Below are 22298 nucleotides of genomic sequence, written 5' to 3'. Positions count from 1 at the left end.
GGAGGAAGAGCGCGCCTGCTTCCAGATCACTCCCTGCCGCTATGGACCTTTGCGGATCGTCCTACTATATACCGATCGGTATGGAACAAGTTGCAACCACTTCTCGCGGTCGCCCGCGCGAGTTTGACCCGGCGCAGGCTTTGGCCGCTGCGCTGCAGGTCTTCTGGCGGCGCGGCTATGAAGGGGCATCGATCTCTGAATTGACCGAGGCGATGGGGATCACCCGACCCAGCCTTTATGCTTGTTTCGGCAATAAGGAAGCCCTGTTCCGGCAGGCGCTCGACCTCTACGAAACCGAGAAGCTGTGCTACGTTAAGACCGCGCTGGAAGCGCCGACGGCGCGCGGCGTGGCCGAACGATTATTGCGTGGCTCCCTCGCCATACAATGTAGCGATAGCGAACCACAGGGTTGCCTGGGCGTCATGAGCACCATCGCAGGGGTGACGGAAGCCGACTGCATCCGCGATGAAGTGTTGAAGCGGCGCGCCTCCTCCAATGCGGCACTGCTGGCGCGGTTCTGTCAGGCACAGGAAGAAGGCGATCTGCCCGATGGCATCGAGCCAGATGCCTTGGCCTGTTATCTGTCGACGGTAATGCAAGGCATGGCGGTTCAGGCGTCAGGCGGCGCATCGCGCGACACACTCGAAAAGCTGGTGCAAACCACCCTTGCTATGTGGCCAGGCCGCTAAAGCGGTCCGCATCGCGAGAGCAAGGTTCGTTCACCGGCTATAAATAATTACCAATCGGTATGTAATTCCGATTGACGCAGCGCAACATTTCATTATATACCGATAAGTATGAAATGAACCACTGAGCCGACTGGCTTCAGAGAGGTGAATATGCGCTGTCCCATAATTAGAGGCGGTCCCTGACCGTCATAGTGCGGTAGCCCAATAGGGCGCTGCATTCCCCCATCGACATTCCTGTTTCACAGCGCTGCACTGATATGCAGGGCTTTGCCCCCATACGTATCCGCCGGACAAATGCGTGCCCGGCCGGGACGATTGGTTGCGCTCTTTTTTCACTAGAGCCGTCCAGGGAGGACCTAAAAAATGGCTTTCGTAGATTTCGCCCAGCCTTTGGCTGGGGCGCCCCTATCCGCATGTCCGTCGTCGATTGACACGGCGGGCCTATTTGCCGCGCTCACCTCCTTGGAATGGCAAGTGGTGACCATGGCCCAATCCGATCGGCTCTCCACCTTGCGCCACCCCGGTCGCTGGGATCGGTGGCGCGCCATTATTTTCGGCCCTAGTCCAAGCCCGGTCCTGGCCAATGAGCGGCTCGAAGCGTTGCGCCGCCTGTCGGTCGAAGCGTGGCATCGCGGCTACGCCGTCACCCCGTCCGCCCTTGCCGACGCGAAAGAGGCGGGTTTTACTTCCGACCAGCTCGAACTGCTGCTCGCCACCATCAGCGCGGGCCGCAGCGCCCGTGGACGAAAGGTTCGCCCATGAACATGCTTGCCCCCATCCATGCCGACACAGCTCATGCAGTTCCGCCATCCAAGCGTCGAGGCCTGTCCCGGCGCGGCGGTGCAATGGCTGCCATTGCGCTGGTCCTCGTCGCCGGTGCCGCCTGGAAATGGCTGGACCAGCCTAATGCGCAGGCCGCGGCCACGCCGATCGCCACCGTCGGCATCTCCACGCCGCTCGCGCGCGAAGTGACGCAGTGGGACGAATATGTCGGTCGCTTCGCCCCCAGCCAGACGGTCGAAATTCGTCCGCGCGTATCGGGCGCAGTCACCGCGCTGCACTTCCGCGACGGCGACATTGTGCGCAAGGGCCAATTGCTCTTCACGATCGATCAACGCCCGTTCCGCGCCGCGCTGGCCGAAGCACAAGCCAATGTCGTCGCCGCCCGCAGCACCTTGGCGCTTGCCCGTTCGGATTATGCCCGCGTCCAGCGGCTGACCGGCGACGAAGCCATTTCCGCAAGCGAAGTCGATGCCCTGCGCGCCCGGCTGCAATCCGCCAAGGCTGCGCTGGCCGCTGCCGAGGCGCGCGCGCGCCAGCGGTCGCTCGACATGGAATTTACGCAGGTCCGCGCCCCGATCGGCGGCCGCGTGTCCGACCGCCGCATCGATATCGGCAATCTGGTGGCAGGCGGCGACGGCGCCAGCGCGACATTGCTGACCACGATCAATGCGCTCGATCCGATCTATTTCACCTTCGATGCGTCCGAGGCTTTGTTCCTTAAGGCGCAGCGTGACCGGGCGGATGGCGAGGGCGCAACCGCCGTCGAAGTCCGCTTGCAGGATGAAACCGACTATAAGTGGAAGGGCAAGCTGGACTTCACCGACAACGGCCTCGACCCGCGTTCGGGCACGATCCGGGTGCGCGCGACCTTTGCCAATCCGGGCATGTTCCTCGCCCCCGGCCTGTTCGGCAATATGCGCCTCGCCAGCGGTGGCACGGCCCGCGCCTTGCTGGTGCCCGACGCCGCGATCCAGTCCGACCAGGCGCGCAAGACGGTGCTGGTCGTAGGCAAGGACGACAGCGTCTCCGCCAAGCCGGTCGAACTCGGCCCCGTCGTGGATGGCCTGCGGATCATCCGGTCCGGCCTGACGCCGCAGGACCGCGTCATCGTCGGCAATGTCCAGGCGGCGATGCCCGGCACCAAGGTCGCGGTGCGCGCCGCACCCATCAAGCCGCAGCCGACGCCGGTGACGCCCGTCGATCCGGCCGCCGCACCCGCCGCCGCCCAGGCGACCTTTGCGCGCTAAACCCATTTCCCAAGGATAACGCCCATGCGTTTCTCCCGCTTCTTCATCGACCGGCCGATCTTTGCGGCCGTGATCGCCGTGATCATCACGGTGGTCGGCGCGCTCGCCTTCATCGGGCTGCCCGTCGCGCAATATCCCGACATCGTGCCGCCGACCGTGACGGTCAGCGCGCAATATCCCGGCGCATCGGCCGAGACGGTGGCCCAGACCATCGCCGCGCCGATCGAACAGGAAATCAACGGCGTCGACGACATGCTTTATGTCAGCAGCCAGTCGACCGGCGATGGCAGAGTGACGATCACCGTCACCTTCAAGATCGGCACCGACCTGGATGCCGCGCAGGTGCTGGTGCAGAACCGCGTCGCGGTCGCCGTCCCGCGCCTGCCCGAAGAGGTACAGCGCCTGGGCGTCGTGACCCGCAAGACATCGCCCGATTTCCTGATGGTCGTTAATCTCCAGTCGCCCGACGGGTCGCTCGACCGCAATTACCTCTCCAACTATGCTCTGACGCAAGTGCGTGATCGCCTCGCGCGGCTCGACGGCGTGGGCGACGTGCAACTGTTCGGCGCACGCGACTATGCGATGCGGGTGTGGATCGACCCCGGTCGCGCCGCCGCGCTCAACCTGACGGCCGGCGAGATCGTCGCCGCCCTGCGCGCGCAAAATGTGCAGGTGTCGGCGGGGGCAATCGGCCAGCCGCCCTATGATAGCGGTGAAGCCTTCCAGCTTGGCGTCGAGATGCAGGGCCGCCTGAACGAACCCCAGCAATTTGCCAATATCGTCATCCGCACGGACGCCGATGGCCATCAGGTCCGCGTCGCTGACGTCGCCCGTGTCGAACTGGGCGCGCAGGATTATGGCATCAACACCTATCTGTCCGGCAAGCCCACGGTCGTCATCGCGGTCATGCAGCGCCCCGGCTCCAACGCGCTCGACGCGGCAGAGAAGGTGAAAGCGGAAATGGACAGCCTGTCCCAGCGCTTTCCCAAGGGGCTGGAATATAGCGTCATCTACAACCCGACCGAATTCATCAGCCAGTCGATCGATGCTGTCTATGACACGCTGTTCGAGGCGGTGATCCTGGTCGTCCTCGTCATCCTCATCTTCCTCCAGAACTGGCGCGCGGCGGTCATCCCGATCATCGCCATCCCGGTCTCGCTGATCGGCACCGCGACGATGCTGGCGGCGGTCGGCTATTCGCTCAACAATCTCTCGCTCTTCGGCCTGGTGCTGGCGATCGGCATCGTCGTCGATGACGCCATCGTCGTGGTCGAAAATGTCGAACGCAATATCGAGGAAGGCATGTCTCCGCTGGAGGCGGCGCGCTTCTCGATGGACGAAGTGGCGGGCGCACTCGTGGCGATCGTTATGGTGCTGTGCGCGGTGTTCGTGCCGACGCTGTTCATCACCGGCATTTCGGGCGCTTTCTATCAGCAATTCGCCGTCACCATCTCGACCGCGACGGTGATCTCGCTGCTGCTCTCGCTCACCCTCTCTCCCGCCGCCGCCGCCTTGCTGTTGAAGCCCAAACATGGGCATGACGCGCCAGCAGCGGACGCCCCGCGCTGGAAGCGATGGCTGCAAAAGGCTGCCGATGCCTTCAATCGCGGCTTTGAACGGATGAGCGATCGCTATGCCAGCCTTACCCGTTTCCTGGTCGCCCGGCCCAAGAAGATGCTGCTCACCTATGCGGGCCTGATCGCCGCAACCATCGCGCTGTTCTGGGTCACCCCCGGCGGCTTCATTCCAGCGCAGGATCAGGGCTATTTTCTGGCCGTGGTCCAGCTTCCGCCCGGCGCATCGCTCGAACGCACCGACAAGGTGACGCGCGAGGTCGCAGAGAAGATCCTGCCGATCAAGGGCCTGCGTGGCGCGGTGATGTTCGCTGGCTTCCATGGTCCTTCGCAGACGGCCGCGCCCAATTCGGCGGCGATCTACTTCCCCTTCACCAGCTTTGCTGAACGCAAGGCGGTTGGGGCAACCTATGCCGGGATTATGGAACAGGCGGGCAAGGCCATCGACGGTTATGACGAGGCGCGCATCATTCTCGTGCCACCACCCGTCATCCAGGGCATCGGGTCAGCCGGTGGCTATCGCACGATGATCGAGGATCGCGAAGGGCGCGGCTATGACGCGCTGAACAAGGTCGCCACCGATTATATCGGCAAGGCCAATACGACCCCCGGCCTCGCCCAAGTCTATACCCTGTTCGACGTCGCCACCCCACGCATCTTCGCCGATGTGGACCGGCGCAAGGCCGACCTGCTGGGCGTCCCACCGGAGCGCGTGTTCGAAGCGATGCAGGTCTATCTGGGTTCGGCTTTCGTCAACGACTTCAACCTGCTGGGCCGCACCTATCGCGTCACGGCACAGGCGGATCAGGCGTTTCGCGGATCGACGGCGGACATCGCCAACCTCAAGACCCGGTCCAATTCGGGCGCGATGGTGCCCCTCGGTTCCCTGTCGACCTTCCAGGACAAGACTGGCCCCTATCGCGTCGTCCGCTATAATCTGCTGCCTGCGGTGGAGGTCGATGGCGACACGGCACCGGGCTATTCGTCCGGCCAGTCGCTCAGCACGATCGAAAAGCTGGGTGAAACGGCGCTGCCTGCTGGATACGCGCAGGAATGGACCGGCATCGCCTATCAGCAGGCGACGGCGGGCAATACGGCGGGCCTGGTGTTCGGGATGGCGGTCTTCTTCGTCTTCCTGGTGCTTGCGGCGCAATATGAAAGCCTGACGCTACCGCTGGCGATCATCCTGATCGTGCCGATGTGCCTGTTGGCCGCGATGCTGGGCGTCAACCTGCGGGGGATGGACAATAATATCCTGACCCAAATCGGCCTGGTCGTGCTGATCGCGCTGGCGGCCAAGAACGCCATTCTGGTGGTCGAGTTCGCCAAGCAGGCCGAGGAACAGCAGGGCCTCTCGCCCGTCGAGGCGGCGGTGCAGGCCGCACGCACTCGGCTGCGGCCGATCCTGATGACCAGCTTCGCCTTCATCCTGGGCGCGGTGCCTTTGGTGATCGCGCAAGGGGCCGGTGCCGAGCTGCGCCAGGCCTTGGGCACGGCGGTCTTCTTCGGCATGGCCGGGGTCACGGCCTTCGGTTTGCTCTTCACCCCCACTTTCTATGTCGTCTGCCGCGCGCTTGGCGACCGCTTCACCCGTCGCGGGCGGAGCGGCCAGGCCCCCGCGCTGCAACCGGCCGAATAGGAACCCACGCCATGACCAAATCCCTGTTCGCTGCCCTGTTGGCAGCTACTGCCCTCACGGCCTGCGCCGCTGGCCCCGACTATCGGCCGCCAGTCACGCCCCCCACCGCCGCCGCGCCCTTCATCGGCACGGCAACCCCCGCCGTCAGCGCGGCGGAGGCGCAGGGCGATTGGTGGCGGCTCTATGACGACCCGCTGCTCGACCGGCTGGTGGGCGACGCGCTGCGCGCCAACACCGACATCCGCGTCGCGGTGGCGCGGCTGGAGCGGGCGCGCGCCACCCTGCGCGGCGCGCGATCGGATCGGCTGCCCTCGACTGGCCTCGACGGCACGGTCACCTATGGCCGCACGGCAGCGGCGCAAAGCTTGCCCGGCCTCGATCGGGAGAATCGCACCGTCGATGCGGGGTTCAGCGTCGGCTATGAGGTCGATCTGTTCGGCCGGGTGAAGCGTTCTGTCGAGGCGGCACGCGGCGATCTCGGCGCGGCCGAGGCCGATACCGATGCCGTCCGCGTGGCGGTGGTCGCCGATACGGTCCGCGCCTATGTCGACGCCACCTCTTCGGCCGAGCGGCTGGCCGTGGCGCAGCGTACCGTCGACCTGCTCGATCGATCGATCCGCATCACCGGCGCGCGCTTCGATGCGGGTCGATCGGATCGGCTCGACGTAATCCGCGTGACCGCCTTGCGCGACCAGCAAAAGGCGCTGGTGCCAAGCCTCGCCGCCGACCGGGATGCCGCCCTGTTCCGACTCGCAACGCTGACGGGGCGCACACCGCAAGACTTGCCCGCCGATATCCGCGCCAGCGTCACTACGCCGACCCTGACGCGGCCTATCCCGGTGGGCGACGGGCGCGCGCTCCTCGCCCGGCGGCCCGATGTCCGCGCCGCCGAACGCCGCCTCGCTGCCGACACGGCACGGATCGGCGTGGCGACGGCGGACCTCTATCCGCGCATTTCGCTGGGCGGCGCGATCGGCACGACCGCGATCGGCGGCGGCGACATATTGGGCGGCGGTCCGCTCCGCTGGGTGCTGGGGCCGCTCATCAACTGGGCCTTCCCCAATCAGGAAGCGATCCGCGCCCGCATCGGCGCCGCCCGCGCCGACAGCGCCGCGACGCTGGCGACCTTCGACGGCACGGTGCTGCGCGCGCTGGAGGAGACCGAAACGGCCCTGTCCATCTATGCCCATGCGATGGAACGCCGCGATACGTTGCAAGCGGCCCGCGATGCCGCCGATCGTGCCGCGCGCATCAGCCTTGCGCGCCAGCGGGAGGGCCAGATTGATTTCCTGACTGTGCTGGATGCGCAACGCACATTGGCAGCGGCAGAGGCCGACAGCGCCTCTGCCAGTCGCGCAGTGGCCTTTGCGCAGGTCGATCTGTTCCGCGCATTGGGTGGCGGCTGGCAGCACGGTGGCGGCAGCTAGTCATTTGCAGGGCGCAGGGGTAGGAACACGGTCGGCTAATTAAAAAGGAGTGTGGATTATATCCATGACGGCGTTAATTTCAGCGTCTGTATCTCAGCCTCCAGAAAGTCAGCCTGATTCCGATACCGGCCATCACCCTTCGCCAGTTGCACTATTTCAGTGAGTTGGCTGCCGCCGGCAATTTTCGACGGGCGGCGGAACGGGCGGGCGTATCGCAGCCCTCTCTATCGGCGCAGATTCAGTTGCTCGAAGCGCAATTGGGGCAGTCGCTGGTGGAGCGCGGAGCCGGTGCTACTATGCTGACACCCATGGGGCGGGAGATACTCCGCCACGCCCATGCCATATTGGCCGACGTGAGCGCGCTGAGCGATCTTGCCCGATCCGACGGAGATGCCATGATCGGCACCATCAGGCTCGGTGCCTCTCCCACGCTTGGCCCCTATCTTTTGCCGCAGGTGGTCGCGCGCCTGCATCGCGACCATCCCGAACTGCGCCTGCACATAAGGGAGGGGTTACCGCACGATCTGCTGCGTGACCTTGCTTCGGGCCTGCACGATGTGGTGCTCACCCAATTGCCCGTGATTGGCGATCAATATTTCGTCATGTCGTTGTTTCGCGAGCCGTTGCTGCTGGTCATGGCGCAGGATGATCCGCTTGCCGGACAGCGATGCGTACAGCCTGAGATGCTTGCCGGGAGGGGACTGCTGACATTGTCGCCGCATTATCGGCTAAGCGACCAGATACAGGCGCTGGGCAAGGCGGTCGGTGCGCCGGTGCTGCGCGACTATGAGGGAACCAGTCTGGACGCTGTCCGGCAAATGGCCGGTATGGGCATGGGTATCGCGTTGCTGCCTGCCCTCTATATACGCTCAGAGATACGCGATCATGATGATGTCACGATCCGGCCAATGGCATCACAGATTATTGAGCGGGAAGTTGGCCTGGTGTGGCGGCGCAGTGCCGGGCGGGCCGCTATTTACCAAAGACTGGCGGACATGGTGATAAGTGTTGCTGGATCATGAACCGATATTTCAATAGGATATTCCTATCGTTATTTTCGTCATTAGCGATTTGATCCAATGAGCAGTGGCCGCTATTGCGCGTTTAAGCATCTGGCATGATGATTTGGTGACGCCAAATAATGGTGCCAGAGCAGGATAACATAAAATCGGACGTCCCTAGGAGCGGAGCAAAGCCATCCATGGTGGATTACCAGGGATAGCTTGCTGCGCCATGCTTGCGAGACGCGCCATTAAATGTCATCCGGCTTTTTGGGTAATAATGTTACGCGGTGGGACATTCGAATATGGCGGCTCCGGTCGATGTGCGATTGCGCGACTTCTTTGCCTGGGCGGGGCCGATCATAGGGCCTGACAAGGCGTTCATCCGGCTTACGCTTGTTTATGGGATCGGGATCGGCCTTCTGTCGCTGGCTACCCCGATCTCCGTGCAGATGCTGATTAACTCGGTTGCGAACACGGCGCTGCCCGCCCCGCTCTTTACGCTGGCGGCAATCCTGATGGGGTTGTTGCTGATATCGGCGCTGCTGGGCGCCTTCCGCATGCATTTGATGGAAATGTTCCGCCGCCGGTTTTTCGCCCGGCTGGTCGCGGACATCACTCTGCGCGCTGTTTATGCGCAAAACCCTTTCTTTCAGGACGAACGACGCGGCGACCTGTTCAACCGTTTTTTCGAGTTGATGACCGTCCAGAAAGCGATCCCTTCCCTGCTGATCGGAGGATTTTCCATCATCCTCCAAGCCAGCGTGGGCTTTGTTGTGACCGCTTTCTATCACCCCTTCTTTCTGGCGTTCAACGTCGGCTTCATCTTCGTCGTCTGGCTGATTTGGCGCTTATGGTATCGGGGCGCGATGCGGACGGCGGTGGCACTGAGCTATCGCAAATATGAAGCCGCGCACTGGCTGGAAAGCGTCGGCGGTTCGAACGGCTATTATAAATCGAGCCGCCATCTCCATTTCGCCATGGACCGATCGGAGGAGGCAACGGCCGCTTATGTAGAGGCGCACAGGTCGCATTTCCGTTATGCTTTTCCACAGAGCATCTCGCTGCTGATCCTCTATGCCGTCGCCAGCGCCGGCCTGCTGGCGCTTGGTGGCTGGCTGGTCATTCAGGGACAATTGTCGATCGGCCAGTTGGTCGCGGCCGAACTTATCCTGTCGAGCATCTTCTATGGTGCGGCTCAGCTAGGCCCCTATCTCGACAGCTTTTATGATCTGGTCGCCGGGGCGGAAGAACTTTCCCTGCTTCTCTCCATTCCACAGGAGCAAGTCCCCGAACTCAAGCCGGGCGCGTCCAGGCCAGCCCATGGCGCCCTTGTGCTCCATTCCGTCCGCGCGCCGATCGGTCGGGACGAAGCCGAGATCGACATCGTCATTCCTGGGGGCAGTCGCCTGATGGGTGCCGCCGAACCGGATATGGACCGCGTGCTTGCTACGCTTCTGAAACGGCATATCAGGCCGACAAGTGGCATCATCACGCTGGGCGGCACGGATATCACCTCGCTTGATATGTACCAGCTACGCAGCGACGTTATCGTTCTCAACCGATCGACCATCGTGGAAAGTTCGATACGCGATTATCTGTCCCTGTCGCGCGCCGAGGATGATTCCGCGACGATGATGGATGTCCTGCAGGTGGTGGGGCTCGACGCACGAATTGCCGCGTTGCCCGATGGCATGGACACGCGCCTGTCTTCTACCGGCTGGCCCCTGGCGCTGGTCGAAATCATGCAGTTGAAACTGGCGAGCGCCCTGCTTGCCCAGCCGCGCATCCTGGTCCTGTCGGCGCTGTACGACATGGTGCCGGTCGAACATCTTCAGGCTGCCTTCGAAATGTTGAAGGGCAAACCCGTGACCATCCTCTATTTTTCCAGCCGACCGCATGACATCACCTTGGATGGCTGGCTGTGGCTGGGGCGCAAGGAGCAACGTCTGGTGCCCGACAGGGAAAGCCTGGATGCCCTGCGCGCTGGTGCTGGCAAGGAGGCTGGCGATGCCCTTCCGCGCTAATCACCTCTCGCATTTCAAGACCCTGGCGAGCATTCGCCCGCCCCGGCTGACCCGCGTGCTAGCCTGGATGCTGACGGCCACCATTATTGGCTGCATCCTGTTCATGATCTTCGTGCCATGGGTGCAGACCGCACCGGGCACGGGTGCCGTCATTGCGCTCGATCCGCGCGACCGGGTGCAGAATATTACCGCGCTCGTCCCCGGCCGGATCGAACAATGGTATGTCACCGACGGCAGCCTGGTGAAGCGCGGCGATCCGATCGCGCGGATCAGCGACAATGATCCCAATCTGCTCGACCGCCTGCGCGCCGAAAGGGCGCAAGCCGATGTCGAAATCGTCGCAGCACAGCAAGCCATGCGCGTTGCGCAGCTCGACGTGTCACGCATGGAAACATTGTATCGCGAAGGTCTGGCACCACGCCGTGACTATGAACTGGCGCAGATCAAGGTCAGTGATTATGCCGCGAAGGTCGCGCAGGCCAAGGCGGAGCGCACGCGCGTCGATGTCAGCCTCAATCGCCAATCGGTCCAGATGATCCGCGCGCCCCGCGATGGTCGCGTGCTGCGGATTCAGGGCGGCGACAATGCGACCATGGTCCGCCCCGGCGACATTGTCGCGACCTTTGCGCCGGAAGAATCGCAGCGTGTTGTCGAGTTGTATGTCGATGGCCGCGACGTTCCGCTGATCCATCCAGGTCGGCGCGTCAGGCTGGAATTTGAAGGTTGGCCCGCCATCCAGTTCAGTGGCTGGCCCTCCGTCGCGCAGGGCATGTTCGACGGCAAGGTACGCGCCATCGACGTATCGGCATCGGCCAATGGCCTGTTCCGCATATTGGTCGAACCAGCTGCGGATCGCCCGCCATGGCCGCAGGAACCCTATGTCCGGCTGGGTGCCAAGGTACGCGGTTGGGTATTGATGGATACGGTCAGCGTCGGCTTTGAACTGTGGCGGCAACTCAACGACTTCCCGTTGCAATTCCAGCGACCCGGCAATGTCCCCGACGCATCGGCGACAAATCCGACCGATAGCAATGCCGATGCCAAGTAAGCGCCTGCTCATCCTTGTCGCGCTCATGGCGACGGTCGGCCCTGCGCTCGCGCAGGACATCGCCCCCTTGCCGACGCGCGCACCTGTCGCGCCCCTATCCGGCCCGTTGCAACTGGCCGATGTGCTGGCCTCTTCCAGGCAGCATGCCCCCCAGGTGCTCGAAGCGCTTGCACGGGTGCGCGGCGCGGAAGGCAAGCGCCTGTCGGCCGAAGGCGCATTCGACACGGTTTTTTCCGCTGCAGCCGACACCCGGCTAACCGGCTATTATGACAATCGCTATGCGGAAACGAAGCTGACGCGCCCGCTCGAACAATGGGGCGGCAATGTCTATGGCGGCTATCGCCTATCCGATGGGCGCTTCCCCATTTATGAGGACAAAAATTATACCAACCAGTTTGGCGAGATAAAGGCGGGCGTCGTGCTGGCGCTGCTGCGGGACCGCGCCATCGACGACCGTCGATTTAACCGCACCCAGGCCGAAGCTGACATTGCGCTGGCCGATGCCGATCGTCTGTTCATTGCCATTGGCGTGCAGCGCCGGGCACTCGATGCCTATAATCAATGGGTGGTTGCGGGAGAACGGCTGGAGATTGTCCGCAACCTGCTGAACTTGGCGCAGGACCGGCAAAAGGGCCTGGAACGACAGGTCACGCTGGGACTGCGCCCGCGCATCATTCTGACGGAAAATCAGCAGAATATCCTGCGTCGACAGACATTGGTGGTGGAGGCGGAACAGGCGCTCGCCAGTGCCGCCAACACACTCTCGCTATATTGGCGTGACGCCGATGGGCGGCCGGTCATCCCTTCGCCCGCGCAATTGCCATCGGACTTGCCCGCCCCCCTCCCCCTGCCGATCGATCCCAAATCCGCGCTGTCGATGCGACCGGACCTGCGTACCATCGACGTGCGGATGCAGGTGGCGCGCGACCGGCTCGCGCTGGACCAGAATGCGCTGTTGCCGCGCCTCGACCTCAACGCCGAAGCGTCACGCGACATCGGGCCGATCGGCGAAGGCGGCCGGTCGCGCGAGGGCACCGAGACGCGCATCGGGCTGACCTTTACCCTGCCGCTGCAGCGTCGCGCAGCGCAGGGCCGCATAATGCAAACCCAGGCGGAGATCGAGGCGGCGATGCTGCGTGGCCAAGGCCTGCGGGAACAGATTGTCGCGGAAATCGACACGATCGGCGTCGCGGTCGATGCAACGCAGCGGTTGCTGACGCTGGCGGGCGACGAGCAAGCGCGGGCGCAGGACATGGCACAGGCCGAACGCCGCCGGTTCGAAATGGGCGCGAGCGATTTTTTTCTGGTCAATATTCGCGAGGAGTCGGCGGCCGATGCGGCGTTGCGGAAGCTGGATGCCGCCTATCGCCAGTTGATCGCCCATGCCGACCTGGCTGCGGCCAGCGCCGACACCGACGCCTTGGGGCTGTGAACGGTCAGCGGCCCATCGTCGCTGCTATCTGCAATCGGAAAGTCTGACCTGACGCCGGTGCGGCGATGGCGGTGATGCCTTGTTCCTTGAGCAGCGCGGCGATCGCTAGCGCCCGGCGCTGGGGCAAGGATGGCCGTTCGAGAGCCTCGGTGGGCAAGCCGGGCACGGACAGTTGCGGACTGTTCCAGCGTTTCGCCGCCCAGGCGGACAGCAGCACCGCCTGCTGCGCTTGCGCGTCCAGAGCATCCACATTGTCGGCAAAGGCGATGACCGGCAGTGGCGTAAGCGGAGGGATGATCGCCACTTCCCAGTCCTCCACGGACTGGGCAGCGCGTTGTTCCAACGCGCCATAGGTTGTGAGGTCAGCGCCCGGCAAGACGGCGGCGGTTGCCGTCACCCGCTGATGATCGCGGTCGATCGTCACAGCATCTGGCGCGACCCCGGCCGCCAGCGCGACCAGCCCTGCAACCCGGTTCGCTCGGCCGCGATCATTGGCTAGCGCCTCATTAGCCTGCTGCAATTCCGCCCGTTGCGCCTCGACCGATCCTGCGCCCGGATCGAGCAGGACCTGATCCACCCGCAACGCCACGGGACGGCCCAGCCGGTCACTAAGGTCGGTTTGAAGCATGGCGTTGCTCTCCGCGCGGGATCGCGGTGCGATGACGACGGTGCGTACCGTCAGCGGTGTCCGGTCGAAATTCACATCAAGCTGGGTAATCCGCGACTCTGCGCCATAGCGATCGGACAGGAAGGAACGGATTTGGTTGACGGCGACCGCCTCGCCCGCGATCCGGCTCAAGGATATTGCCAGCGGCACGGCCATCACGACGAAGACTAGCGTAAGCAGCACGGTCTGGGTCCAGCTTTGCTGGCTCGACAGATAATGGCCGAAACCATAATAGCGCGCCATCACCATCGCCGACAAGGCGATGGTCACAAAGTTGGTGACGAACAGGGCGAGCGCGCCGCCCAGAATCGGCATATTCCAGGTTGCAAGGCCAAAGCCGACGACGGCCAGCGGCGGCATCAAGGCCGTAGCGATGGCGACGCCCACGATCGTTTCGCCGCGCCCGCGAATGATGGCGAAGGTGCCAGCCAGCGCGGCGAAGAGAGCAACCAGCAGATCGAACAGATTGGGCCGGGTGCGCGCCAATATCTCGGCCGTGGGTGCTTTTAGCGGCGACACCAAGACGATGAAGGCGGTGAATAGCAGCGCGGCGGCTGCCCCGATCGCCAGCGCCGAGAGCGAGCGGCGCAGTTCGGCAAAGTCGAATAGCGCAAGACTGAAGCCCAAGCCCAGAATCGGGTTCATCAGCGGCGATATCAGCATCGCGCCGATCACGACGGCAGGTGATGACAGCAGCAGCCCCAGCACCGCAATGCCCGCCGACATCATCGTCATGAACAGATAGCGTGGCGTACAGCCGCTTTCCTCCACGATGCGGGCGACGACCTTTTCCTGATCGACAGATCCGACCACGGATTTGCGCCACCAGCGATAAAAGGGAATATGGTCCCAGCGGGCGGGATAGGGATGATCAGCAGAAGGCGGGGTCATGCTATGGATAGTCCCTTCACATCATCCAATAGATGGCAAAACAGGTCACCAGGCCGACGATGATGTTCATGGGCAGGCCGATCTTCACAAAATCACTGAACCGATAATCCGCCGCTGCATAAACCATCGTGTTGGTCTGATACCCGATCGGCGTGGCAAAACTGGCTGATGCGGCGAACATTACGGCCACGATAAGTGGTCGTGGATCGACGCCATTCTGCCCCGCTATGCCGATGGCGATCGGCGTCATGATGACGGCGACGGCATTGTTGGTGACGGTTTCGGTCAGCACCGATGTCGCGGCATAGATGGCGATGATCAACGCCAGCGGCGGGAGCGCCGCCATCCATGGCGACAGAGTGGAGACGATCAATGCCACACTGCCGGATTTTTCGAGGGCCAGGCCGATGGCAAGCATGGCGAAGATCAACACGATGACATTGCCATCTATCGCCGACCAGGCTTCCTCCGCGTCCATGCAGCGGGTCGCCAGCACGATCGCAACGCCGATCAGCGCCAGCGCGAACACCGGCATGATGTTGAAGGCCGCGCCGAGAATGACCATCGCCAGTGTCAGTGCAGCGATCGGCGCGCGGCGACGGCGATAGGGCCTGACGCTGCTGGTATCCTCCGCGAAGAAATTCATATTCTCCCGCAATGCGATGGCCGCCTGATCGTCGGCGGCGACCAACAAGCTGTCGCCTGCGCGCAGTCGCACATTGGGGAGGTCCGGCCCGGCGACATGGCGGGGACGACTAAGCCCCAATATGCGGACGCCCAGGTTGGACAGAAAGGGAATTTCCCTCAATTTCCGGCCGATAGCGGGATGGGTGGGGGCGAGGGTAATACCGATCAGCCCGACCGTACTGTCGCGTTCGTCCGCCGCCAGCCGGATCGGCCTGCCGACATTCTGAAGACCGACGACGAAGTCATGCGACCGGGCCAACGCATCCAATTCATGCGCGCTCGTTGCGACAATGACCCGGTCAGATGGCAGGATGATATCGTCATTGCTGATGTTGCGCAGTATCTGCGACCCGCGGGCAATGCCCAATATGCGCACGGAACCACGACGCAACGCCTTGATGTCGCCCAGTCGGGCACCATCGTCCTTTATCTTGGGGCAGAGTTCGGTAATGTAGAGCCGATCGCTATCGACGTCGAGTTCGTTATCCGGCCGGTTGGGTAGCAGCAGAGGCCCTAGAATGAGCAGAGTCGCGCCGCCAGTGAGCAGCGCCACCAGCCCGACCGAGGTAATTTCGAATATGCCGAAAGCCGCCTGCCCATTTTCCTGCGCGACGCCATCGACCAGCAGGTTCGTGGACGTGCCGACCAGGGTCAAAGTGCCGCTGAGAATGGCAAGGTAGGAGAGCGGAATGAGCAGGCGCGTCGCCGCGATTCCGACCGTGCGCGCCAGTCGCTTTACCAGCGGGATCAGCACCATCACCACGGGCGTATTGTTGACGAAGGCGGGCGCCAGCATGGCGGTGCCGAGCAATTCCGCCACCGTGCGCTTTGGCCGTTCCTTGGCCCGCATGATCATCAGGCTGGCCAGGGCCTCGATCGCGCCAGTGCGGATGAGGGCACCGGAGAGAATGAAGAAGGCCGCGATCGTGATGGGCGCGGGATTGGCGAAGACCGTCAGCAGGTCAGCCGGGGTCAACATGCCGGTCACCAGCATGAGGATGGCCCCGATGACGGCGATCACGACAGGCGGAAACCGCTCCATCGCAAAGGCCAGGAACAGCAGTACGACCAGAATGAGGCCTGCCACCGGCCCCGCTTCGGGCCAGCGGGCAAAGAGCGTTCCTCCCTCCATCAGCACAGGAAACCGCGCATCAAAGCCTTACCATCCGGTCGTTCATAATGCCCCTGTCGATCTAACCCAAATGCCTGTGTCGGCAGCATAACGACTTCAAGTCATTAAGGAACCAGCGCCGGATGAATTTGGTGCAGGTGGCCGACAGAAAAAGGCCGGTGGATCGCTCCACCGGCCTCTTCTTTGTCGTTGAGAAGGATGGACTTAGAAGTCCATGCCACCCATGCCGCCCATGCCGCCGCCGGGCATGCCGCCCATGGGCGACTTGTCGTCAGCAGGCATTTCCGAGATCGCCGCTTCGGTGGTGATCAGCAGGCCAGCAACCGAAGCTGCGTCCTGCAGAGCCGCACGAACGACCTTGGTCGGATCAATGACGCCAGCGTCGACGAGGTTTTCGTAGACGTCGGTCGAAGCGTTGAAGCCACGGGTTTCGTCATTTTCGCGCAGCAGGTTGCCGGCAACCACGGCACCATCAACGCCCGCATTCTGGGCGATCTGGCGCAGCGGCGCTTCGATCGCCTTGCGGATGATGTCGATACCACGGGTCTGGTCGTCGTTCGCGCCCTTCATGCCGGCCAAAGCCTTGGTGGCATAGAGGAGTGCGGTGCCGCCGCCGGGGACGATGCCTTCTTCAACGGCTGCACGGGTGGCGTGCAGGGCGTCGTCGACGCGGTCCTTGCGTTCCTTGACTTCGACTTCCGAAGCGCCGCCAACCTTGATGACGGCAACGCCGCCAGCGAGCTTGGCCAGACGTTCCTGCAGCTTTTCCTTGTCATAGTCCGAGGTGGTGTTCTCGATCTGCTGACGGATCTGCTCGGTACGGCCCTTGATCGAGTCATGGTCGCCAGCGCCATCGACGATGACGGTGTTGTCCTTGTCGATGGTGACGCGCTTGGCGGTGCCGAGCATCGCCAGCGTGACGTTCTCAAGCTTGATGCCCAGGTCTTCCGAAATCACTTCGCCCTTGGTCAGGACAGCGATATCTTCCAGCATCGCCTTGCGACGATCGCCAAAGCCAGGAGCCTTGACGGCCGCGACCTTGAGGCCGCCACGCAGCTTGTTGACGACCAGGGTCGCCAGCGCTTCGCCTTCGATGTCTTCGGCGATGATCAGCAGGGGACGACCCGACTGAACGACCGCTTCAAGGATCGGCAGGATCGACTGCAGGTTGCTGAGCTTCTTTTCGTGGATCAGAATGTACGGATCAGCCAGCTCTACAGCCATCTTTTCCGGGTTCGTCACGAAATAGGGCGACAGATAGCCACGGTCGAACTGCATGCCTTCGACAACGTCCAGCTCGAATTCGAGACCCTTGGCTTCTTCAACCGTGATCACGCCTTCCTTGCCGACGCGCTCCATGGCTTCGGCGATCTTTTCGCCAACCACGGTGTCGCCATTGGCCGAGATGATGCCGACCTGGGCAATTTCCTTGGTCCCGGCGACGGGCTTGGAACGGGCCTTGAGGTCTTCGACAACCTTGATGACCGCGAGGTCAATGCCGCGCTTGAGGTCCATCGGGTTCATGCCGGCGGCAACCGACTTCATGCCTTCACGGACGATCGCCTGCGCCAGGACGGTCGCAGTGGTCGTGCCGTCGCCAGCAATGTCGTTGGTCTTCGATGCGACTTCGCGCACCATCTGCGCGCCCATATTTTCGAACTTGTCCTTGAGTTCGATTTCCTTGGCGACGCTGACGCCGTCCTTGGTGATACGGGGGGCGCCGAAGCTCTTGTCGATCACGACGTTACGGCCCTTGGGGCCCAACGTCACCTTGACCGCGTCGGCCAGGATGTCGACACCGCGCAGAATGCGCTCACGAGCGTCGCGGGAAAACTTTACGTCTTTCGCTGCCATGGTCTTAATACCTTCTATCGAGAAATTGCAAAATGGCGAAGTTCACACCGTTGCTGGGCATGAAAATCGCGAACCGACAATCAGGCGACGACGCCCAGAATGTCCGATTCCTTCATGATCAGCAGGTCTTCGCCGTCGACCTTGACCTCGGTGCCCGACCATTTGCCGAACAGCACGCGGTCGCCAGCCTTGACGTCGAGCGGGGTGACCTTGCCATCTTCAGCCTTGGAGCCGGTGCCGACGGAGACGATCTCGCCTTCCTGCGGCTTTTCCTTGGCGGTGTCGGGGATGATGATCCCACCGGCGGTCTTCGCTTCCGCTTCGATGCGGCGGACGAGAACACGGTCGTGCAATGGACGAAATGCCATGTTGATTGCCTTTCCCTTCTATTTGGGATGGGTCCGGCGCGCGATCCGGGGATGATTTCCCCGCAAAACCGCAATCGCCTTGTCCGTCTCCCCTTGAACTGCGTCGCTGTTAGCACTCGTTGAAGGAGAGTGCTAGCGCCGTGAATATGGAATGGTGCTTTTTTCCGTCAAGACGCTTTTGCAGAAAAATTTGATGAGGGCGGGCAACCTTGCACCGGCTTCTTGGTTATGGCTGTCAGCGACCTGAGCGCCACGCGCATGCGGCGAACGGACTAACTATTGCCATGGTCGGCTGTTTCATGTCGCGACCGTAATTTTTCATGAACGCTGCATCCCCTGCCTCGCCCGGCCGTTGGTCGAGAAGAACCATAATAAGAGGATGCACCATGGCCTATTCGAAGATTGTCGTTGCCGTTGATATCAACGATGTCCTGCACGCGCGCGCCGCGATCGATGCGGCGGCGGCTGTTTGCGGTCCCGAAACGACCGTCCATATGCTCTATGTCCGCTATCATATGCCCACGCGCTATTCCGAGCTTTTAGGGCGCGATCTCGACATCAAGGAAGAGGCCGAGGCGCTGGCGCTGATGCGGCAATGGGCGACCGAGGGTGGCCTTGCCGAGGGGCAGGTCCATTTCGATACGCGGCGCGGCCGGGTGCGCGACGAAGTGATCAGCGCGGCCGAGCGGACGGGCGCGACGCTGATCGTGATCGGGTCGCATGAGCCGTCTTTCTCCTCGAAACTGCTGGGGTCCAATGCCAGCGCGATCGTGCATCAAAGCCCGGTCAGCGTTCTCGTGGTGCGGGCATCAGCGGAATAATCCCGACAAGCCCGGCGGCTGTCGGTTGCAGGGGGTGGGGTCGCCACTTACGTTCGGCCCATCCTTTCACGATCCTGGAGCCAGCCCCGCATGACCGACAGCTATACCCCGCCCCGCGTCTGGACCTGGGACAAGGACAATGGCGGGGCGTTCGCCAATATCAACCGGCCGATCGCTGGCGCGACCCACGACAAGGCGTTGCCGGTGGGCCAGCATAAGCTCCAGCTCTATTCGCTCGCCACGCCCAATGGGCAGAAGGTGACGATTCTTCTGGAAGAGTTGCTGGAGGCGGGTTTCAGGGATGCCGATTATGATGCCTGGCTGATCAAGATCGGCGATGGCGACCAGTTTTCGAGCGGCTTTGTGGCGGTCAATCCCAATAGCAAGATCCCCGCGCTGATGGACCATAGCGTGTCGCCGCCGCAGCGGGTATTCGAATCGGGTGCGATCCTGCTGTACCTCGCCGAGAAATTCGGTGCTTTCCTGCCGACCGATCCGGCCAAACGCACCGCGGCGCTGAGCTGGTTGTTCTGGCAGATGGGGGCCGGGCCGCTGCTCGGTGGCGGCTTTGGGCATTTCTATGCCTATGCGCCGGAAAAATACGAATATCCGATCAACCGCTACACGATGGAAGTGAAGCGGCAGTTGGACGTGCTGGACCGGCATCTGGCGGACAGTGCCTATATGGCGGGCGACGAGTATAGCATCGCCGACATCGCCATCTGGCCCTGGTATGGTGGGTTGGTGCTGGGCCGCGCCTATGAGGCGGCGGAATTTCTGGACGTTGCGAGCTATAAGCATGTCGTGCGTTGGGCGCAGCAGATTGACGCGCGCCCGGCGGTGAAGCGCGGGCGGATGGTCAACAAGGCAAATGGCCCGTTGGAAGAGCAATTGCACGAACGCCACGACGCGAGCGACTTTGCGACCCGGACGCAGGACAAGCTGTAGAGCGAAGGCTGAGCGGCGTCGCGCGGCACGACCGAAGATGTTGCGCGCGCGCAACATTGTTACAAGGGGCTGGACGAGGCGGCGGAGCGGGGTAAGACAGGCGGGCAAGACATAAGGGAGTCATCGCCATGGATCGCCGCCTCTTTCTCTCCTCCGCCGGGGCCATTGCCCTCGCCGCCTCCGCCCCGCGCGCGCTGGCGCAGATGGCGGGCAATGACGATGCGCGGCTATCGGCCGCCTTCGCCGCCATTTTCGAGAAGCAGCTCGATATGTCGCCCGGCATGGTCACGAGCCTTGGCCTGGACAAGGGCGCGCGCGCCGGGGCGAAGAGCCAGTTGGACGACAATAGCAAGTCGGCGATGATGAAGCGGCTGACGATGACGCAGGCGGCGATCAAGGAGCTGGAGGGCTTCCAGTCGGCCAGCCTGTCGGACCCGCAGCGGCTCAATCTGGAGGTGGTTCTCTATTCGTTGGGGCAGCAGACGGTCGCGCCTGCGACCTTTGGCCTCAATAGCGCGGTGCGCCCCTATCGCATCTTCCAGCAGGGCGGCAGTTACTTCTCCACCCCGGATTTTCTGAATACGGCGCATACCATCAACAATGTAGCCGATGCGGATGCCTATATCGCCCGGCTCAATGCTTTCGCCCGCAACCTGCGAACTGACACGGCGGTCCAGCGGGACGAGGCGGCGCGCGGCTATCTTGCGCCCGGCTGGTCGCTCGACCTGACGCTGGCGCAGATGCGCAAGCTGCGCGATCAGCCCGCCGCGGCCAGTTCGATCGTGGAATCGCTGGTCAAGCGCGCTGCGGCCAAAAATGTGGCGGGCGATTGGCAGGGGCAGGCGACAGCCGTTGTCGAGAAGGCCATCTATCCCGCGCTCGATGAGCAGATCGCAGCGATCGAGGCGCTCAAGGGCGGCACGGTAGCGGGCGATGGCATATGGCGCGCGCCGCGCGGCGACGAAATCTATGCCGCCGCGCTCAAGAGCGCGACCACGACCGATATGAGCGCCGACGAAATCCATGCGATGGGCGTGGAGCAGGTCGCGGAAATCAGCGGGCAACTCGATACGATTCTCAAAGCGGCAGGCTATAGCAAGGGCACGATCGGCGAACGGCTGGCCGCGCTCAATGCCGAGCCGTCGCAGCTCTATCCCGATACGGCGCAAGGCCGCAGCGACCTGATCGCCGCGCTCAACGCCGAAGCCAAGCTGATGCAGGCGAAATTGCCGCAGGCGTTCGCCACCATTCCCGACACGCCGCTGGAAATCCGCGCGGTGCCGGTCGAGATTCAGGATGGCGCATCGAACGGCTATTATAATCGCGCGGCGCTCGACGGGTCGCGGCCTGCCATCTTCTTCATCAACCTGAAGGCGATTGGTGATTGGCCCAAATATACGCTGCCTGCGCTCAACTATCATGAGGGCGTGCCGGGGCATCATCTGCAGATTTCGACCGCACAGACCGCAGGCGACATTCCGATGCTGCGCAAGACGGCGTTCATGAGCGCCTATAGCGAAGGCTGGGCGCTCTATGCCGAGCAACTGTCCGACGAGTTGAAGGGCTATGCCACGCCGCTCGACCGGGCGGGGTATCTGCAATCCTTCCTGTTCCGCGCGGCGCGACTGGTGGTCGATACGGGCATCCATGCCAAGCGGTGGAGCCGCGAGCAGGCGACCGCCTATATGGTGGAAAAGACGGGCTTTACCCCTGCCCGCTGCCAGCGCGAGGTGGAGCGTTATTGCACCCAGCCGGGACAGGCGACCAGCTATAAGGTCGGCCATGGCGTATGGACCAAGGCGCGCGCGGCGGCGCAGGCGGCGATGGGCGAGCGCTTTGATATCAAGCAGTTCCACGCCATTCTTGAGGAAGGCGCGATGCCGCTGTCGATGCTGGAGAAGCGCGTCGCCGCACGGGCGAAGATGGGCGGTGTCTAATCCGTTTTTATCGTCATCCCCGCGACGGCGGGGATGGCAGTGGATTTAAGCTAGAGTGCGATAGCTTAAGATTCCTTCTCTTCGTCATTGCGAGCGCAGCGAAGCAATCCACTGGCATCACAATGG

General features: G+C 62.9%; 16 protein-coding genes. 12 read left to right on the top strand and 4 right to left on the bottom strand.

Annotated features, from left to right (window positions below):
• Positions 1-80: 80 nt before the first annotated feature.
• From V2I08_RS08740 to V2I08_RS08700, 9 genes are all read left to right on the top strand, one after another.
• On the top strand, positions 81-689 hold the full coding sequence (locus tag V2I08_RS08740) for a TetR/AcrR family transcriptional regulator (protein WP_349634742.1): 609 nt from the start codon (positions 81-83) through the stop codon (positions 687-689).
• Between the two features lie 483 nt (positions 690-1172).
• Positions 1173-1451 carry a hypothetical protein gene (locus V2I08_RS08735; RefSeq protein WP_349634741.1) on the top strand — a complete coding sequence of 93 codons (279 nt, stop codon included), beginning with the start codon at positions 1173-1175 and terminating at the stop codon, positions 1449-1451.
• Entirely contained in the window at positions 1448-2719 is a 1272-nt protein-coding gene (locus V2I08_RS08730) for an efflux RND transporter periplasmic adaptor subunit (protein ID WP_349634740.1), read from the top strand. The genes V2I08_RS08735 and V2I08_RS08730 overlap by 4 nt, the downstream gene beginning before the upstream one ends.
• A 24-nt stretch (positions 2720-2743) precedes the next feature.
• On the top strand, positions 2744-5932 hold the full coding sequence (locus tag V2I08_RS08725; RefSeq protein ID WP_349634739.1) for a multidrug efflux RND transporter permease subunit: 3189 nt from the start codon (positions 2744-2746) through the stop codon (positions 5930-5932).
• Between the two features lie 11 nt (positions 5933-5943).
• Positions 5944-7359, top strand: a complete 1416-nt coding sequence (locus tag V2I08_RS08720) for an efflux transporter outer membrane subunit (protein ID WP_349634738.1) — start codon at positions 5944-5946, stop codon at positions 7357-7359.
• A gap of 146 nt (positions 7360-7505) precedes the next feature.
• Positions 7506-8381: a hydrogen peroxide-inducible genes activator gene (locus V2I08_RS08715; RefSeq protein WP_349634737.1), complete on the top strand. Its 876-nt coding sequence runs from the start codon at positions 7506-7508 to the stop codon at positions 8379-8381.
• 269 nt (positions 8382-8650) lie between these two features.
• Entirely contained in the window at positions 8651-10387 is a 1737-nt protein-coding gene (locus V2I08_RS08710; protein WP_349634736.1) for an ABC transporter ATP-binding protein, read from the top strand.
• Positions 10371-11435: an HlyD family efflux transporter periplasmic adaptor subunit gene (locus V2I08_RS08705; RefSeq protein WP_349634735.1), complete on the top strand. Its 1065-nt coding sequence runs from the start codon at positions 10371-10373 to the stop codon at positions 11433-11435. Before V2I08_RS08710 ends, V2I08_RS08705 begins: the two co-directional genes overlap by 17 nt.
• A complete protein-coding gene (locus tag V2I08_RS08700; RefSeq protein WP_349634734.1) occupies positions 11425-12867 on the top strand; it encodes a TolC family protein in 1443 nt (480 codons plus the stop codon). The genes V2I08_RS08705 and V2I08_RS08700 overlap by 11 nt, the downstream gene beginning before the upstream one ends.
• 4 nt (positions 12868-12871) lie before the next feature.
• Here V2I08_RS08700 and V2I08_RS08695 read toward each other — a convergent pair whose 3' ends face one another.
• From V2I08_RS08695 to groES, 4 genes are all read right to left on the bottom strand, one after another.
• The gene (locus V2I08_RS08695) at positions 12872-14425 is read right to left on the bottom strand and encodes a DUF389 domain-containing protein (RefSeq protein WP_349634733.1); all 1554 of its coding nucleotides are present in this window, start codon (positions 14423-14425) and stop codon (positions 12872-12874) included.
• 16 nt (positions 14426-14441) lie between these two features.
• Positions 14442-16244: an SLC13 family permease gene (locus V2I08_RS08690; RefSeq protein WP_349634811.1), complete on the bottom strand. Its 1803-nt coding sequence runs from the start codon at positions 16242-16244 to the stop codon at positions 14442-14444.
• A 204-nt stretch (positions 16245-16448) separates the two neighbouring features.
• The gene (groL, locus tag V2I08_RS08685) at positions 16449-18098 is read right to left on the bottom strand and encodes a chaperonin GroEL (protein WP_037476035.1); all 1650 of its coding nucleotides are present in this window, start codon (positions 18096-18098) and stop codon (positions 16449-16451) included.
• 80 nt (positions 18099-18178) lie between these two features.
• Positions 18179-18466, bottom strand: coding sequence for a co-chaperone GroES (gene groES, locus V2I08_RS08680; RefSeq protein WP_007704439.1), 288 nt, complete (start codon positions 18464-18466; stop codon positions 18179-18181).
• 386 nt (positions 18467-18852) lie between these two features.
• Between groES and V2I08_RS08675 the strand changes: the two genes are divergently transcribed.
• The 3 genes from V2I08_RS08675 to V2I08_RS08665 all read left to right on the top strand — a co-directional run bounded on the left by V2I08_RS08675 (position 18853) and on the right by V2I08_RS08665 (position 22172).
• Positions 18853-19287: a universal stress protein gene (locus V2I08_RS08675; protein WP_349634732.1), complete on the top strand. Its 435-nt coding sequence runs from the start codon at positions 18853-18855 to the stop codon at positions 19285-19287.
• A gap of 90 nt (positions 19288-19377) precedes the next feature.
• The gene (yghU, locus tag V2I08_RS08670) at positions 19378-20235 is read left to right on the top strand and encodes a glutathione-dependent disulfide-bond oxidoreductase (RefSeq protein WP_349634731.1); all 858 of its coding nucleotides are present in this window, start codon (positions 19378-19380) and stop codon (positions 20233-20235) included.
• Positions 20236-20363: 128 nt separating this feature from the next.
• Positions 20364-22172 carry a DUF885 family protein gene (locus V2I08_RS08665; protein WP_349634730.1) on the top strand — a complete coding sequence of 603 codons (1809 nt, stop codon included), beginning with the start codon at positions 20364-20366 and terminating at the stop codon, positions 22170-22172.
• Positions 22173-22298: the final 126 nt, after the last annotated feature.

Origin of the sequence: Sphingobium sp. MK2 (genome assembly GCF_040170545.1) — a bacterium.
In the GTDB taxonomy this organism is placed as follows: domain Bacteria; phylum Pseudomonadota; class Alphaproteobacteria; order Sphingomonadales; family Sphingomonadaceae; genus Sphingobium.
This window is presented reverse-complemented; position numbering and strand designations above follow the sequence as displayed.